14 protein-coding genes are annotated in these 14,741 nt (G+C 74.9%); 2 read left to right on the top strand and 12 right to left on the bottom strand.

Annotated features, from left to right (window positions below):
* Positions 1–9 precede the first annotated feature (9 nt).
* From Q0840_RS17410 to Q0840_RS17395, 4 genes are read right to left on the bottom strand one after another with little or no spacing between them, the layout of a single operon-like run.
* Positions 10–828 (bottom strand): carbohydrate ABC transporter permease, encoded by an 819-nt coding sequence (locus Q0840_RS17410; protein ID WP_298461948.1) that lies wholly within the window; start codon positions 826–828, stop codon positions 10–12.
* A complete protein-coding gene (locus Q0840_RS17405) occupies positions 825–1,760 on the bottom strand; it encodes a carbohydrate ABC transporter permease (RefSeq protein ID WP_298461944.1) in 936 nt (311 codons plus the stop codon). Before Q0840_RS17405 ends, Q0840_RS17410 begins: the two co-directional genes overlap by 4 nt.
* On the bottom strand, positions 1,732–3,096 hold the full coding sequence (locus Q0840_RS17400) for an ABC transporter substrate-binding protein (RefSeq protein WP_298461941.1): 1,365 nt from the start codon (positions 3,094–3,096) through the stop codon (positions 1,732–1,734). The genes Q0840_RS17405 and Q0840_RS17400 overlap by 29 nt, the downstream gene beginning before the upstream one ends.
* The gene (locus tag Q0840_RS17395) at positions 3,093–4,274 is read right to left on the bottom strand and encodes a PfkB family carbohydrate kinase (protein ID WP_298462004.1); all 1,182 of its coding nucleotides are present in this window, start codon (positions 4,272–4,274) and stop codon (positions 3,093–3,095) included. The genes Q0840_RS17400 and Q0840_RS17395 overlap by 4 nt, the downstream gene beginning before the upstream one ends.
* Before the next feature lie 242 nt (positions 4,275–4,516).
* Here Q0840_RS17395 and Q0840_RS17390 point away from each other — a divergent pair, with 242 nt between their 5' ends.
* Positions 4,517–5,908: a 6-phospho-beta-glucosidase gene (locus tag Q0840_RS17390; RefSeq protein WP_298461939.1), complete on the top strand. Its 1,392-nt coding sequence runs from the start codon at positions 4,517–4,519 to the stop codon at positions 5,906–5,908.
* Positions 5,909–5,987: 79 nt separating this feature from the next.
* Here Q0840_RS17390 and Q0840_RS17385 read toward each other — a convergent pair whose 3' ends face one another.
* The 7 genes from Q0840_RS17385 to Q0840_RS17355 form a co-directional block, all read right to left on the bottom strand.
* Complete coding sequence (locus Q0840_RS17385) at positions 5,988–6,974, bottom strand: aldo/keto reductase (RefSeq protein WP_298461937.1); 987 nt, start codon at positions 6,972–6,974, stop codon at positions 5,988–5,990.
* Positions 6,975–7,028: 54 nt separating this feature from the next.
* Positions 7,029–7,508, bottom strand: a complete 480-nt coding sequence (locus Q0840_RS17380; RefSeq protein WP_298461934.1) for a VOC family protein — start codon at positions 7,506–7,508, stop codon at positions 7,029–7,031.
* A gap of 150 nt (positions 7,509–7,658) precedes the next feature.
* Positions 7,659–8,324 carry a response regulator transcription factor gene (locus Q0840_RS17375; protein WP_298461931.1) on the bottom strand — a complete coding sequence of 222 codons (666 nt, stop codon included), beginning with the start codon at positions 8,322–8,324 and terminating at the stop codon, positions 7,659–7,661.
* A complete protein-coding gene (locus Q0840_RS17370; RefSeq protein ID WP_298461926.1) occupies positions 8,321–9,442 on the bottom strand; it encodes a sensor histidine kinase in 1,122 nt (373 codons plus the stop codon). Before Q0840_RS17370 ends, Q0840_RS17375 begins: the two co-directional genes overlap by 4 nt.
* A gap of 47 nt (positions 9,443–9,489) precedes the next feature.
* Positions 9,490–10,575 (bottom strand): hypothetical protein, encoded by a 1,086-nt coding sequence (locus Q0840_RS17365; RefSeq protein WP_298461923.1) that lies wholly within the window; start codon positions 10,573–10,575, stop codon positions 9,490–9,492.
* A gap of 78 nt (positions 10,576–10,653) precedes the next feature.
* Complete coding sequence (locus Q0840_RS17360; RefSeq protein ID WP_298461920.1) at positions 10,654–11,475, bottom strand: ABC transporter permease; 822 nt, start codon at positions 11,473–11,475, stop codon at positions 10,654–10,656.
* Complete coding sequence (locus tag Q0840_RS17355) at positions 11,472–12,437, bottom strand: ATP-binding cassette domain-containing protein (protein ID WP_298461917.1); 966 nt, start codon at positions 12,435–12,437, stop codon at positions 11,472–11,474. The genes Q0840_RS17360 and Q0840_RS17355 overlap by 4 nt, the downstream gene beginning before the upstream one ends.
* A 118-nt stretch (positions 12,438–12,555) precedes the next feature.
* Between Q0840_RS17355 and Q0840_RS17350 the strand changes: the two genes are divergently transcribed.
* Complete coding sequence (locus Q0840_RS17350; protein ID WP_298461915.1) at positions 12,556–12,906, top strand: hypothetical protein; 351 nt, start codon at positions 12,556–12,558, stop codon at positions 12,904–12,906.
* A gap of 54 nt (positions 12,907–12,960) precedes the next feature.
* Here Q0840_RS17350 and Q0840_RS17345 read toward each other — a convergent pair whose 3' ends face one another.
* On the bottom strand, positions 12,961–14,604 hold the full coding sequence (locus tag Q0840_RS17345) for a phospholipase D family protein (RefSeq protein ID WP_298461912.1): 1,644 nt from the start codon (positions 14,602–14,604) through the stop codon (positions 12,961–12,963).
* Positions 14,605–14,741: the final 137 nt, after the last annotated feature.

The raw sequence follows: 14,741 nt of genomic DNA, 5'->3' as shown, positions 1-14,741 counted from the left end.
GCGGCGGCCTCACTCCCGGACGGCGCCGTCGATCATCCCCTTGATGAAGTGACGCTGGAGCACCAGGTACACCACGACGACCGGCAGCGCGACCAGCACCGCGGCCGCGGCCAGCAGGGTCGTGCCCTGCACGTACTGGCCCTGGAAGATCGCGAGCCCGAGCGGGGCGGTGCGCACGGTGCCGGCGGGCGACATCACCAGCGGGATGAGGAACTCGTTCCAGGTCCACATAAAGGTCAGCAGCACCTGGGTGGTGATCGCGGGCCGGCCGATCGGCACCAGGATCTGCCACAGGATTCGGTGCGTGCCCGCGCCGTCGAGCCGCGCGGCCTCGATGATCGAGGCGTTGCTGCCGCGGAAGTACGCGCGCATCCAGTAGGTGCCGAACGCGATGGACTGGGCGATCTGCGGCAGCGCCACGCCCCAGACGGTGTTGGTCAGGCCCACGGCGCGCAGATCGAAGTAGAGCGGCACGATGATCGCCTCGGTGGGGACCATGATGCCGAGCAGGAACAGGTAGAACAGCACGGCCTGGCCGCGGAACCGCATGGTTCCCAGCGCGTAGCCGGACATGATCGAGCAGACGACGGCGACCACGACGACCAGCACCGACACCACGACCGACGTCGCCATGTAGCGCCCGAAGCTGCCCTGCACCCAGGCCTCGGCGAAGTTCTCCCAGTGCAGGGCGCGGCCCTCCCGGGCGACCGACGCCGTCTCCGGGCCCAGCGCGGTCACCAGGATCGAGCCGATGGGCCACAGGGCGAAGGCCGCGAACGCCACCAGGACCACGTAGTTCGCGGACCGTTCGGCGCGTGAGGTGGTCATGTGGTGGACCGGTCCCCGACCCGGTTCACCACGAGGTTGATCCCGAAGATCAGGACCATGAGCGTGATGCCCACGGCGGCCGCCATCCCCACCTGACCGAGCTCGAACGCGCGGCGGTACACCTCGTAGCTGGGCACCGTGGTGGACGTCCCCGGGCCGCCGCCGGTGGTCACGTAGACCAGGTCGAACGTCTTGAGCGCGGCGATGATCGTCAGCGTCAGGGCGACGGTGACCTCGCCGCGCACCGCGGGCAGCGTGATCGCGAAGAACTCCCGGACGCCGCCCGCGCCGTCCAGCCGGGCGGCCTCGTAGAGCTCGGACGGCACGCGGGACATGCCGGCCAGCAGCAGGACGGTCACCAGGCCGAGTGACGCCCACGTCCCGACGAAGCCGACCGCCGGCAGCGACCAGGTGTAGTCGCCGAGCCACGGGCGCGCGAGCGCGTCGAGCCCCACCGCGCGCAGCGCCTGGTTCAGCGAGCCGTCCGGGGCGTAGATCTGCCGCCATGCGACGGCGACCACGACCATGGCCACCACCTGCGGCAGGAAGACCACGGTGCGGAAGAACGGCAGGCCGCGGACCCGGCCGCGGTGCAGCACGGCCGCCAGCACGAGCCCGAGCGCGACCGGCAGGGCGGAGAAGAAGAAGATCAGCACCAGCGCGTGCACGAAGGCCTCGCGCAGCGCGGGGTCGGTGAACACCGCGACGTAGTTGCGCAGCCCCACGAACGTGCCCAGGGTCAGGCCGTCCCACTCGTAGACCGACAGCTGCACCGCGCGGGCGATCGGGACGAGCATGAACGCGGCGTAGAAGGCGAACGCGGGCAGCAGGAACCCGTACGGCACGAGCCGGCGCCGGACCGGGGCCGCGGGGCGGCGTCCGACGTCGCCCCGCAGCCCGGCGTCAGCCCGCAGCGCCGACGAACTGGCCATAGTCGGCCTCGAGAGCCTCCGTCAGCTCGGCCGGCGTCATCTGACCCGCGATGAGGTTCTGCAGCGACTGCCCGAGGGTGTCCCCCATGGTGGGCGTGGCGTAGTCCAGGTACGGCAGCAGGGCACCGGACGTGGTCACCTCACCGAACGCCTCGAACACGTCCTTCTGCACGCCGCCGTCGGGGGCGAGCTCACCGGTCCGGTTGACCGGCAGGTTGCCGGTCTCGGCGATGATCTCCATCGCCTCGTCGCTGGTGATGAAGTCGACGTACGCGGCGGCGACGTCGGGCACGTCGGTGTCGGCGGTGACGGCGAACGGCAGGCCGGTGCCGCCGGTGGTGGCGAGCGTGCCGTCGTCGGTCGCGGGCACGAAGAAGCCGACGTCCTCGCCCATCGCGTCCTCGAGGTCGGCGGCCAGCCAGGACCCGCCGATCAGGAAGACGCCGTCGCCGGCGGCCAGCGCCTGCCACGCGGCGTCGTAGTCGGTGCCGTTGGGGCCCTCGTTGAAGTAGCCCTGCTCGACCCAGCCCGCCAGGTGCGCGGCCGCGGCCTCGTTCTCGGGCGTGGTCCAGCTCGCGCCCTCGTTGCCCAGGCCCAGCGCCGTGATGTCGGCCGGGTCGGTGTACTCCGCCTGGAGCGGGCCGAACACGTGACCGGCCGGCCACGCCTCGATGTTGCCCAGCTGCAGCGGGGTCTGCCCGGCAGCCTTGGCCGCGGCGAGCGCTGCGTCGAGCTCCGCCCAGGTGGTGGGGACCTCCAGGCCGAGCTCGTCGAGCTTGGACCGGCTGTAGAACACGCCCACGACCTCGCCGACCTGCGGCAGGCCGTACAGGTTGCCCTCGCCGAACACGGCGCCGTCCTCGGAGTACGTCGAGTACTGCAGGACGCTCGCGGGGTAGCGCTCGTACCAGCCGTAGGCCTCGGCGTACTCGTTCAGCGGCAGCAGCTGGTCCGCCTCGACGAAGGCGCCCATCGTCCCCCGGCCGTTGTTGGCCTGGACGACGTCGGGGGCCTCGTCGTCGGTCAGCGCCAGCCGCAGCGTCGTGGCCAGGTCCTCGAAGGACTGCGAGACCCGGTCGATCGTGACGCCCGGGTACTGCTCCTCGAAGGCCTCGTTGAGCCGCTCGATCTGCTCGTTCTGCCCGCCGCGGACCTCCTGGTCCCAGACCGTCAGCGTGGTCTGCACGTCGCTGATGTCGGTGCTGATCTCCCCGGCGCCGGCGGTGTCGTCGGTGCCGTCGGGCTCGACGCTGCCCGAGCCCGGGGCGCACGCGGCGAGGCCGAGCACGGCGGCGACGCCGATCGCGCCGCGCCAGCGGGAGGTGGTGCGGGTCATGGGTGTCCTCTTCTCGATCGGGATTCTCGCCCGGGCACCGTGCGCGGGCCGGCCGGGGCCGGGTCGACGTCGGGGTGCCCCGCGGGGTCTCGGGTGTGCGGCAGGTCGTTGTAGAGGGTCAGTGTGGCCTCGGCGCGGCGCACCGCGTCGACCGGGTCCGTCGGCAGCACGTCGTCGAGGAAGCCGTACCGCGCGACCAGGTCGGTGTCGCGCCGCTCGGCGCGCACGCCGTGCCACCAGTCGGCGATGTCGCCCCAGCCCGGGGCGGCGAGCGACCCGCCGAACTGCTGCACGGCGAGCGCCGAGCACAGCGCGGAGAACGCGATCCGGTCCGCGAGCGGCCAGCCGGCCAGCGTGCCGACCACCAGCGACGCGGCGAACACGTCACCGGCACCGGTCGGGTCGGTGGCCCGGACGTCGACGCGCGGGACGTGGACCCGTTCCCCGGTCGTCGCGTCCTGGGCCAGCGCGCCGTCGGCGCCGCAGGTCACCACCGCGAGCGGCACCCGCTCGGCGAGCGCGTCCAGCGCCGCGGCGGCGTCGTCGGTGCGGGTGTACGCCATGGCCTCGACCACGTTCGGCGTGAAGGCGTGGCAGTCGGCGAGCGCGTCCAGGGTGGCGCGGTCCCACACGCCGGTGTGGTCCCAGCCCACGTCGGCGAAGACCAGGGCGCCCGCGGCGGCCATCGACCGCCACCAGGGGGCGCTGCCGCTCCCCGCCGCGGCGAGCTCGACGATCGCGGCGCGCACCGGCGGGGGCGGGGTGAGCAGGTCGGCGGCCGTGAACGGGTCCGGGTGACCGTGGGTGATCATGCTGCGGTCGCCGCGGGTCGCGACCGAGACGGTGACCGCCGAGTGCCAGCCCGGGATGCGCCGGGAGTACCGCAGGTCGATGCCCTCCTGCTCGCCGAGCACCTCCCAGCACCAGTTGCCGTAGACGTCGTCACCGAACCCGGCCGCCAGGCCGGTCCGCAGGCCGAGCCGGCTGGCCGCGACCGCCAGGTTGGAGATGCCGCCCGGCGAGGACCCCATGCCGCCGGCCCACACCTCGGTGCCCGGGGCGGGGTCGGCGGGCAGGTCGGTGAAGACGATGTCGAAGAAGACCGGCCCGGAGAGCAGCACGTCCAGCTCGGTCGGGCCGCCGGCGCGCAGCCGGGCGAGCGGGTCCCCGCGCCGCAGCGGTGACGCCGCCGGCAACCGGGCGTTCCCCACTGCTGCACCCCGTCTCTGCGACCTGCCGGCCGGTCCGGCGCCCGGCGCGCGCCGTCCGCGCGACCTGAGCACGTCGCCACTCCCGGGCGAACCCGGTCATTCAAACACGCCGGCCGCGAGCGCCTATCCTCACCGGGCGGCACGGTGCCGGCGTGTGCGGCACCGGGCGCCGGCCGTCGGCGCCGCCGCAGGGTGGAGGTCCTCGCAGCATGAAGCTCACGATCATCGGTGGCGGTGGGTTCCGGGTCCCCCAGGTGCTCGCGGCGGTCGTCGACCCGGACGCCCTCGTCCGCATCGACGAGGTCGCCCTGCACGACGTCGACGCCCGGCGGCTGGCCGTGGTCGCTGGGGTGGTTCGGCAGCTGGTCGGCTCGCTCGCCCGGCCGCCCCGGGTCACCGTGACCGCCGACCTGGACGAGGCGCTGCGCGGGGCGCAGTTCGTGTTCGCGGCGGTCCGGGTGGGCGGCACCGCGAGCCGGGTGCTGGACGAGCGGACCGCGCTGGGGCTGGGGGTGCTCGGGCAGGAGACGATCGGGCCCGGCGGCCAGGCGTACGCGCTGCGCACGGTGCCGGTGATGGTCGCCCTGGCCCGCCGGATCGCCGTGGTCGCACCCGATGCCTGGGTCATCAACTTCACCAACCCCGCCGGGATGGTCACCGAGGCCATGCGGGGCGTGCTCGGCGACCGGGTCGTCGGCATCTGCGACACCCCCATCGGCCTCATGCGCCGGGCTGCGCGCAGCATCGCCCGGCTCGACGGAGCCGGCGCAGGTGCCGGCGCGGGTGCGGGTGCGGCGCGGTACGCCCCGACCGCCGGCCAGTTCGACTACGTCGGCCTCAACCACCTCGGCTGGCTGCGCTCGGTGCGGGTGGACGGCGTCGACCGGCTGCCCGACCTGCTCGCCGACGACGCCGCCCTGGCCGGGATCGAGGAGGCGCGGCTCATGGGCGCCGACTGGGTGCGTGCCCTGGGCGCCCTGCCCAACGAGTACCTCTACTACTACTACTTCACGCGGGAGGCGACCCAGCGCATCAGCACCTCGGCGACGACCCGCGGGCAGTTCCTGGCCGACCAGCAGGCCGCCTTCTACGCCGACGCCGCCGCCGAGGGCGCCGACCCGCTCGCCGTCTGGCACCGGTACCACCACGAGCGCGAGGCGACGTACATGGCCGAGAGCCGTCCGGAGGGCGAGGGGGGCGCCCGGCACGAGGAGGACGTCGAGGGGGGCTACCACCGCGTCGCGCTGGACCTCATGGCGGCGCTGACGACGGGGCGGCCGGCGACGATGATCCTCAACGTCCGCAACGGCGACCTGGTGCCCCAGCTCCCCGCGGACGCCGTCGTCGAGGTGGGCTGCGCGGTGGACGACGACGGCGTGCACCCGTGGCCGGTCGCGCCGGTCGAGGGTCACATGGCCGGTCTCATGGCGCAGACGAAGGCGGCCGAGCAGCTGACCATCGCCGCCGCCCTCGACGGGTCGGCCGAGCTCGCCTGGAAGGCGTTCGCGGTGCACCCGCTGGTGGACTCCGTCGCCGTGGGCCGTTCGCTGCTGGACGGCTACCGGCAGGCCTTCCCCGAGCTCGGCCGCGCGCTGGTCTGAGCCGCGCCCGGCCCGGTCGGGCACGGGCACGGCTCAGCGGTCCGGCTCAGCGGTGGACGGGCTCAGCGGTCGGACGGGCTCAGCGGTCGAACGGCGCGTCCAGCCAGACCCGCTCGGGCGGCAGCAGCGACTCCAGCTCGACCCAGATCCCGTCCGGGAGCGGGGCGGACGCCGCATCGAGGGTGTCCTGGATGCGCGAGGGCCGGCTCATCCCCACCACGGTCGAGGCGAAGCGGTCGTCCCGCAGCGAGAACTGCAGCGCCGCGGTGCGCAGGTCCGTGCCGTGCTCGGCGCACACGGCCTGCATCGCGGCGACCGCATCGAGGATCTCCGGCGGCGCCTGCCGGTACCCGTACGTGCGGGGCGCGGAGTCCGGCGCCGAGCCGGGCGCGGCCAGGATGCCCCCGCCGTACACGGCCGCGTTGAGGATCCCCATCCCCCGGTCGACCGCCTCGTCGAGCAGGTCCCGTGCGCTGCGGTCCAGCAGGGTCCACCGGTTGTGCACCAGCAGCACGTCGAACACCCCGAGCGCCAGGTACTTCGCGATCTCCTGCACACGTCCCCCGGCGAGCCCGATCGACCCGACGACGCCGGACTCCTTGAGCGCCACCAGCGCGTCCACGGCTCCGCCGGGGGCGCTGAGCTCCTCGAAGGCGAAGTTCTCCGGGTCGTGCAGGTGCACCAGCGGCAGGTGGTCCAGGCCCAGCCGCTCGCGGCTCTCGTCGACCGACGCCCGGACCCGGTCGCCCGAGTAGTCGCGGTCGCGCGGGTCCACCTTGGTCATCACGACGACGTCGCCCGGCAGCCCACCGCCCTGCGCGATCGCGGCCCCGATGCGCCGCTCGCTCTCGCCGTCGCTGTACCCGTTGGAGGTGTCCAGCGAGCGGATCGGGCTGTCGAGCGCGGCACGCGCCGTGGCGATCCCCTCGTCGGTGCTCACGTCCCGGCCGTACAGGCGCGGCATGCTGCCCAGCGGGCTGCCGCCGACGGTCACGGCCGTGACGGTCAGCCCGGTCGCTCCCAGCGGACGGGTCCAGCTCGGACTCCCGGGGGCAGGTGTGGTCATGGCGGTCTCCGTCGTCACTGGTGGAGGGGGGTCGGCACGGCGTCGCTCATCCCATCACGCCCCCGTGGGCCCGGCGTCCCGGGCCGGCGGCGGGTTGTCCGTGCAGAGCCCGATCCAGCGACCGTCCGGGTCGGCGATCTCGGCCCACCAGCCCATGTCGCCGCCCACCTCGGTGCGCGGTGTGCGCACGGCGCCGCCGAGCGTCTCGGCGGTGGTGAGCACGGCTTCGAGGTCCGAGACGTTGACGTAGGTGCGGATGGACGGCGGCGCGGAGGGGTCGGCGTCGGTGCGGTAGAGACCGCCGATCAGCGCGCCGGCGTGGTGCACGCCGGCGAACCCCTCGGCGTCGTCGCCGAACGAGCTGAACGTCCAGCCGAACAGCGGCCCGAGGAAGGCCTGCGCGCGCGGCAGGTCGCTGACCGGAAGCTCCCACCACGTGACGGTGTTGAGCGGCGCAGCGCTCGGCGTGGTCGGTCCGGACGTGGGGTCCGGGGTGGGGTCGGACGCCGCGGTGGGCAGGGGCACGTCGGTCATGGTTCCTCCGCAGGGTGCGCGCCACGGCCGGGTGCCCGCGGCGTCGGTCGCTCGATCCTGACGGGCCGCGGGGCCTGTCCGCCAGGGGCAGGGCACGGGCACGGGGCGTGCGATGCGAGCGGGCGGTGCGAGACGCGCGGGGCGACGCCTTCAGCCCCGACGCTCCCCGGGGACGACCACGCCCGACTCGTAGGCGTACACGATCGCCTGGGCGCGGTCGCGCAGTCCGAGCTTGTGCAGCACCCGCTTGACGTGGGTGCGCACCGTCTCCTCGGTGATGTGCAGCCGGACGGCGAGCTCGGCGTTCGAGTCGCCGGTCGCCAGCGCGATCAGCACCTGGTGTTCGCGGTCGGTGAGCCGGTCGAGCGCGGGCGGCGGCGCGCCGGGACCGGCGGGGCCCCGCGCCACGGTCTCGACCAGCCGCCGGGTGACCGACGGCGAGAGCATCGCGTCGCCCCCGGCGACGACCCGGACCGCCGTGATGAGCTCCTCGGGCGGGGTGCGCTTGAGCAGGAAGCCGGACGCGCCGGCGCGGATGGCGTCGACCACGTACTCGTCGTGCTCGAAGGTCGTCAGCACCACGACGCGGGTCCCCGGCGCGGCACCGGTCATCCGAGCCGTGGCCTCGATGCCGTCCAGCACCGGCATCCGGATGTCGACCAGCGCGACGTCGGGCCGCTCACGCAGCACCGCCGCGACCCCCGCGGCGCCGTCCGCGGCCTCCCCCACCACCTCCAGGTCGCCGGCGCTGGCCAGGATCATGCGCACCCCGCTGCGCACGAGGTGGTCGTCGTCGACCAGCACCACCCGGATCACGACGACGCCGGCGCCATCGGAACCGTGCAGCGCACGGTCCAGCCACCGTGGGGGTCGGGGCCGGCCTCGGCGGTGCCGCCGAGCGCGGCCATGCGGGTGCGGATCCCCACCAGCCCGCGCCCCGACGGGTCGGGCGGCGCCGCGGCGGGCGCGCGGTCGGTCACCCGCAGCCGCACGGCGTCGTCGTCGTAGCGCAGGTCGACCTGCGCACCGACACCCGGGGCGTGCTTGGCCACGTTGGTCAGGGCCTCCTGCGCCGCACGGTACAGCGCGATGCCGACGTCGGTCGGCAGCGGCCGGGGCGTGCCCGCGACCTGCACGGTGACCGGCACGCCCGCGCCGGTGAACCGGGCCGCGAGCTCGTCGAGGTCGTCCGGGCCACGGGCCGGGCGGCGCAGCGCGGGGCCGTCGAGGGCCCCCAGCGCGCCGTCGAGCTCGCCGAGCGCGTCGCGGCCCACGGCCTCCACCGTGGCCAGTGCGTCGGCGCTGGCGGCCCGGTCGAGGTCGAGCATCCGGCGTGCCGCGCCGGCCTGCAGCACCATGACGTTCAGCGCGTGCCCGACGATGTCGTGCACCTCGTGCGCGAGCCGGGTGCGCTCGCGGGCGACCGCTGCGGCACGCTCGACCTCGCGCCGTTCCTCGGCCTCGCGGGCCCGGTGGACGACGTCGGCGGCGGCCCGGCGGCGACCGCGCTCGGCCTGCCCGGCGACCCAGGCCAGCGCCCACCCGGCCACGATGAGGCCGGGCAGCCACGGGATGCCGACGGACGGCACGAGAGCCCAGTACCAGGCGACGCCGCCCAGGCCGACGACCAGGCCGACCACGGACCGTCGCCGGGTCGCGTGCGCCCCCACGGCGTACAGCGACAGGGCGTTCGGGAACGGGTAGAAGCCGGCGTCGTAGAAGAACCCGGCGAGCAGCAGCAGCCCGGCCGAGCTGACCAGGTACGACGCGAACGGGAACCGGCGCCGGGTGGCCAGGCAGGCGCCCATCGCTCCGGCCAGCAGCACGGGCACCGGCGACCCCGGGTCCTCGGCGACGGCCTCCGCCACCAGGAGCGTGGTGGCCACGGCAGCGAGCGCGAGGTCCCACGCCGTCAGGCCGCCGTGCCGTCCCATGCGTGTCCTCCGCGTCCGTGTCCTGCCCGTCGCTGCCCGGCGGCTGCTCACCCGGTCACGCCGCCGTCGCCGATCGGCCGGCCGTCGGCCGTGGTGGCCGGGGTGGCCGTGGCGGCGGCTGGCGTGCCCAGCAGCGCGGGCCGCAGCGCCCACCCGAAGGCTGCCACGACGGCGGCCGGCGCGAGGACGCTTGCGAGCCCGGTCGCGGGGGTGAGGTCGAGCGGCGCGCGGCCCGCGTACGCCTGCCCGATGACGAGGGCGGTCAGCGCCACGTAGCCGGTGGCGCCCAGCACCATGGACCGGGTCCGTGCGGTCGGGCTCAGCCCGGACCGGCCGAGCAGCAGGGCGAGCACGCCCAGCACCTGCAGCCCGTGCAGCGCCACGGCGTGCGCGAGCTTGCCCGAGCCCGCCGCCCCGACCACGACCGCGGACGGGACGGCGTCGTGCGTCGCGACGTAGGACATCCCCCGGCCCATCAGGTCGCCGCCGAGGGCCGAGGCCAGCAGGACCAGCCCGAGCCCGACCACGACGGCGAGCACCGTCGGTGCCGGGTGGCGCAGGCGGCGCACCACCCACGCGGCGAGCAGCACCGTCCCGGCCCCGAAGATGCCGATCGTCACCCCCATGAGGATGAAGACGGTGGCGTCGGTGGAGGTCAGCACGTTGAAGTGGGAGGCCGTGCCCCGCCACTGCTGGGCCGAGATGAGCCCGACCTCGCCGAGCCCGCCGACGGCCACCAGACCGGTCGTGGTCCACCCCGCGAGGGCGCTGCGTGGGAGCACGTGCTGCACCCAGGCGGCCGACAGCGCGAACAGCCCGAAGGAGACGCAGAACAGGATCGGTTTGCGCCAGGAGACGGCGCCCTCCCACGGCGTACCGTCCGCCAGCCAGACGGCGGCGTGCACCACACCGGCCGCGAGCAGGAGCAGCCCGACCCCGGCGAGGGCGCGGGCGTACCCGGTCCGCGGGACGGCGTCGGCGAGGGCGTCGCGCAGCTGCGCGACGACGGCGTGACGACGCTCGAGCGGCCGGGGACGGCCGGCGCCGTGCGCCGGGACGAGCGCGGCCGGCGCAGTGGTCGGCGGGGTGGTCGGGACGGCGGGGTGCGGGGCGGGGCCGCGGGTCAGGGTCATGACGTGAGCGTCGCGGCGCACGCGGGCACCCGTCGTCCTCCGCGGCGGGGACCTGGCCTCACCCTGCAGGGTGAGACGTCAGCGCGCCGCGGCGCGCTGGTACTGCCGCACGGTGAGCGGCACGAAGACGACCAGCAGCACCACGCCCCACAGGACCGTGTACAGCACCGGGTGCTCCAGCGGCCACGCCGTCGGGGGCGGCGTGCCCGGGATGATGTTGCCGAACAGCTCGCGGGCCGCCTGCGTCACGCTCGAGACCGGGTTCCACTCCGCGAACGTGCGCAGCGGCCCGGGGAGGTTCTCCGACGGGACGAACGTGTTGGCGATGAACGTCAGCGGGAAGATCACCACGAACGAGGCGTTGTTGAACACCTCGGGGGTCCGCACGAGCAGGCCGACGTACGCCATCAGCCAGCTGATGCAGTAGGCGAAGAACAGCAGCAGCGCGTAACCGACGACCGCGTCGAGCACGGACGTGGTGATGCGCCACCCGACCACCAGACCGGTGAGGGTCATGATGAGGATCGTCAGCACGTTGTTGACCACGTCCGCGGTGGTCCGGCCCACCAGGACCGCGGACGGCGCCATGGGCAGCGAGCGGAACCGGTCGACGATGCCGCTCTTGACGTCCTGCGCCATGCCGGTGCCGGTGATCGTGGCGCCGAAGATCATCGTCTGGGCGAAGATGCCGGCGATGAGGAACTGGCGGTAGAGCGCCGGGTCGATCTCGGCGGCGCCGGGCAGCGAGATGGAGCCGCCGAAGACGAACGCGAACAGCAGCACGAACATGATCGGCGCGATGATCGACCCCACGAGCAGGTCGGGGACGCGCTTGATCTTGATGAGGTTGCGGCGCGTGACGGTCCAGCCGTCCGCGAGCGCCTGCCCGACGCCGGTCATGCCTGGCCCCTGTCGTCCGTGGTGGTCTCGGCGTCGTGGCCGGTCAAGGTGAGGAAGACGTCGTCGAGCGTCGGCCGCCGGATGCCGGCGTCGAGCACCTCGACGCCGGCGTCGTCCAGCGCGCGCAGCGCGGTCACCAGCGCGGAAGCCCCGCCCGAGACCGGGACGGTGACCGTGCGGGCGTGCTCGTCGGCCGCCGTCTCCCCGACGGCGAGCGGTCCGAGCACCGTGCGTGCTCGCGGCAGGTCCCCGCCGTGGGCCACGGTCACCTCGATGCGCTCCCCGCCCACCTGCGCCTTGAGCTGGTCCGCGGTGCCCTCGGCGATGACGCGCCCGTGGTCGATCACCGCGATGCGGTCGGCCAGCCGGTCCGCCTCCTCCAGGTACTGGGTGGTCAGCAGCAGCGTCGTCCCGCCGGCGACGAGCTCGGCGATCACGTCCCACATGCCCAGCCGGCTGCGCGGGTCCAGGCCGGTGGTGGGCTCGTCGAGGAACAGCACCTCCGGCTCGGCGACCAGCGCCCCGGCCAGGTCGAGGCGTCGACGCATGCCGCCGGAGTAGGTGCCCACGGGACGCTTCGCGGCGTCGGTCAGGTCGAACCTCTCCAGCAGCTCCCAGGCCCGCTCGCGGGACCGGGCCCGCCCGAGGTGGTACAGCCGGCCGACCATGTCCAGGTTCTCGTACCCCGTCAGGTGCTCGTCGACGGCGGCGTACTGGCCGGAGACCCCGATCCGGGACCGCAGCGCGGTGGCGTCCCGGACGACGTCGAGCCCGGCGACCGTGGCGCTGCCGTCGGTGGGCAGCAGCAGCGTGGTCAGCACCCGCACCGCGGTGGTCTTGCCCGCCCCGTTGGGACCGAGCACCCCCAGGACGGTGCCCTGCTCGACGGTGAGGTCCAGGCCGTCCAACGCCCGGACGCTGCCGTAGGTCTTGACGAGGCCCTGCGCGGAGATGGTCGGCACAGGGACAGTGTGGATGCCGCCACCCACATGCGGCCAGGACTTCGGCGCGCCGGCCCCGGCACGACGGCCCGCCGGCCACCGGCTGCGGGTCCCGGGGACCGCTCGTAGCGTGGGTCCCATGCCGCACTACGACGTGAACTCCTCCGCAGTGGCCCACGCCCGCACGCTGATCGAGGCCGGCGAGGTCGACACGACCACCGAGTGGTCGGACGCCGCCCCGAGCACCGACCAGGAGAACGCCCTGGTCGAGTCCGACGGGTACGACGCGTTCGGCGACTGGCACCTGGGCATCGACCCCGACGGCTCCGAGCAGACCAAGGGCCGCTACGGCTTCCCGTACGGCGACTTCTCGACGGTGAACCGGGCGGCCCTCATCCACGCCAAGCAGCGCGCGTCGCAGAACGACCACGACGAGATCGCGGCCGCCGCCGACGACCTGCTCCAGCGCCTGGACGACGCCGCCTCCTGACCCCACGCTCCCGCGAGCCCGTCGCGGTGCGCACCGACGGGCGGGCCGCGGCGTTCAGTGGCCCCCACCCAGCTTCAGCCGCGGTGGCCGCCCGTCGGGGTCCACGACCGTCCGGTAGGCGAGGCCCGCAACGGCCCGCTGCCACCGCGGCGGGTAGTGCACCGTGTGGGAACGCAGCCGACCGGGCGGGCGCGGACCGACCCGCCCGGCGTCGTGCCAGGCGTCCAGCGCCTCGGCGCTGCGACGCAGCGCGTCCACCGCCGCGAGCGGGTCGACCAGGTCGGCGTCGTCGTCGAGGTCGAGGTGCTCGCGCATGAGCTCCAGGCGCAGGTCGCGCGCGAACCGCCGCGCCCCGTCGCCCAGGCCGCCGGGGTCGCGCGGCTCGCGCGGGTCCCGGGCGTCGTCGACGACGGCGGCGCTGAGCTCGGAGTCGTGCGTCCAGGACCGCCGGTTGAAGTTGTCGCTGCCGACCGTCGCCCACACGTCGTCGACCACGCACACCTTTGCGTGCACGTAGACCGGCAGTCCGCGGGGGTTCTCCACGTCGAGCACCAGCACCCGGTCCCCGCCCGCGGCGCGCACGAGGTCCAGGGCCTGCGCGTGACCGAGCCGGCCGGTCGCCAGGGTCAGCGCGTCGTCGTGGTCGGGATGACGGGGCACGACGGCGACCAGGTGCAGGCCCGGCTCGCGGCGCAGCGCGTCGGCGAAGACCCGGGCCACGGCGCTCGACCACAGGTACTGGTCCTCCACGTAGACCAGCCGTCGCGCCCGCCGCATCGCCTTGGCGTACCCGCGGGCGATGCTGCGCTCGCCGTCGGGTGCGAACGGGTACCCAGGCCACCGGTTGGGATACGTGCGCAGCAGCTGCACCGCGCAGGTGCCGGCCCGCGGGGGGTCGGGCCGGGGTGGCGGGAGCCGGCCGGCGTCACGGTCCTGCCGCCGGACCAGGTCGGGCAGCACGTGCCACGGCAGCCGGGACAGCGCCGCCGGGTCCTGCCACCGCTCACGGAACACGTCCTCGACGTCGCGCACGGCCGGACCGCGCACCGCCACCTGCACGTCGTGCCACGCCGGGGTGCGGCCGTACCAGTGGGAGAAGGCCTGCGCCTGCGGGTCGCCGGCGTGCGACCCGTCGTCGCGTCGGCTGTGGGCGAGGTCGATCCCGCCGACGAACGCGACGTCGTCCGCCGGCCGGTCGCCATGGCGGACGACGACGAACTTCTGGTGGTGGCTGCCCAGCGGCCGGACCCGCTGGTCCAGGAGGGCCTCGCCCCCGCTGCCGTTGACGTCCTGCGACAGGTCACGGTTCTGGTCGGCCGAGAAGCGCAGCCGGTCCAGGTGGGAGCGCCAGATGAGCCCCTTGACCCGGGCACCGCGCACGGCAGCGCCCGACAGCGCCGCACCCACCGTGGGTCCGTCCGGAGCCAGCCGCTCGTCCGGGTCGCCGCGCCAGTCGGCGAACAGCACGAGGTCGCCGGCGCCGGCGCCGGCCAGCGCTCGGGCCAGCGCGGCGAAGTACGCCTGACCGTGCACCAGCGCACGCACCTCGTTGCCCTGGGTCCACGGCCGCAGCCGGGTGGCGTCGTTGCCGCGCTGCACCGCGGTGAGGAACCACGGGTGGTCGCCCGCCGCCGCCCGGGCGCGCGGTCCGGTGGCGGCCGCCCGCTCGGCACGCCGGTCACGACGTCCGGTGCTCACCGGGACAACGTGGCACAGCACCCCACGGCGGCGCAGCCCACCGACCGGGCGACCTGAGCGTCCGGTGCGCGAGGCGCGGACCGTCGGCACCCGGCCGGGGCGTGCGGCGGGCACCCGGCCGGGCACCCGGGCCGCCG

It is taken from the genome of uncultured Cellulomonas sp. (assembly GCF_947494015.1).
Taxonomy (GTDB): Bacteria; Actinomycetota; Actinomycetes; order Actinomycetales; family Cellulomonadaceae; genus Pengzhenrongella.
Note: the sequence above shows the minus strand (reverse complement) of the source record. Positions and strands in the feature narration are given on the sequence as shown.

Excerpts from the sequence above, each read along its gene's own strand:
- Q0840_RS17410 (WP_298461948.1), bottom strand. The coding sequence starts at position 828 with ATGACCACCTCACGCGCCGAACGGTCCGCGAACTACGTGGTCCTGGTG.
- Q0840_RS17405 (WP_298461944.1), bottom strand. The coding sequence starts at position 1,760 with ATGGCCAGTTCGTCGGCGCTGCGGGCTGACGCCGGGCTGCGGGGCGAC.
- Q0840_RS17400 (WP_298461941.1), bottom strand. The coding sequence starts at position 3,096 with ATGACCCGCACCACCTCCCGCTGGCGCGGCGCGATCGGCGTCGCCGCC.
- Q0840_RS17390 (WP_298461939.1), top strand. The coding sequence starts at position 4,517 with ATGAAGCTCACGATCATCGGTGGCGGTGGGTTCCGGGTCCCCCAGGTG.
- Q0840_RS17385 (WP_298461937.1), bottom strand. The coding sequence starts at position 6,974 with ATGACCACACCTGCCCCCGGGAGTCCGAGCTGGACCCGTCCGCTGGGA.
- Q0840_RS17380 (WP_298461934.1), bottom strand. The coding sequence starts at position 7,508 with ATGACCGACGTGCCCCTGCCCACCGCGGCGTCCGACCCCACCCCGGAC.
- Q0840_RS17370 (WP_298461926.1), bottom strand. The coding sequence starts at position 9,442 with ATGGGACGGCACGGCGGCCTGACGGCGTGGGACCTCGCGCTCGCTGCC.
- Q0840_RS17365 (WP_298461923.1), bottom strand. The coding sequence starts at position 10,575 with ATGACCCTGACCCGCGGCCCCGCCCCGCACCCCGCCGTCCCGACCACC.
- Q0840_RS17360 (WP_298461920.1), bottom strand. The coding sequence starts at position 11,475 with ATGACCGGCGTCGGGCAGGCGCTCGCGGACGGCTGGACCGTCACGCGC.
- Q0840_RS17350 (WP_298461915.1), top strand. The coding sequence starts at position 12,556 with ATGCCGCACTACGACGTGAACTCCTCCGCAGTGGCCCACGCCCGCACG.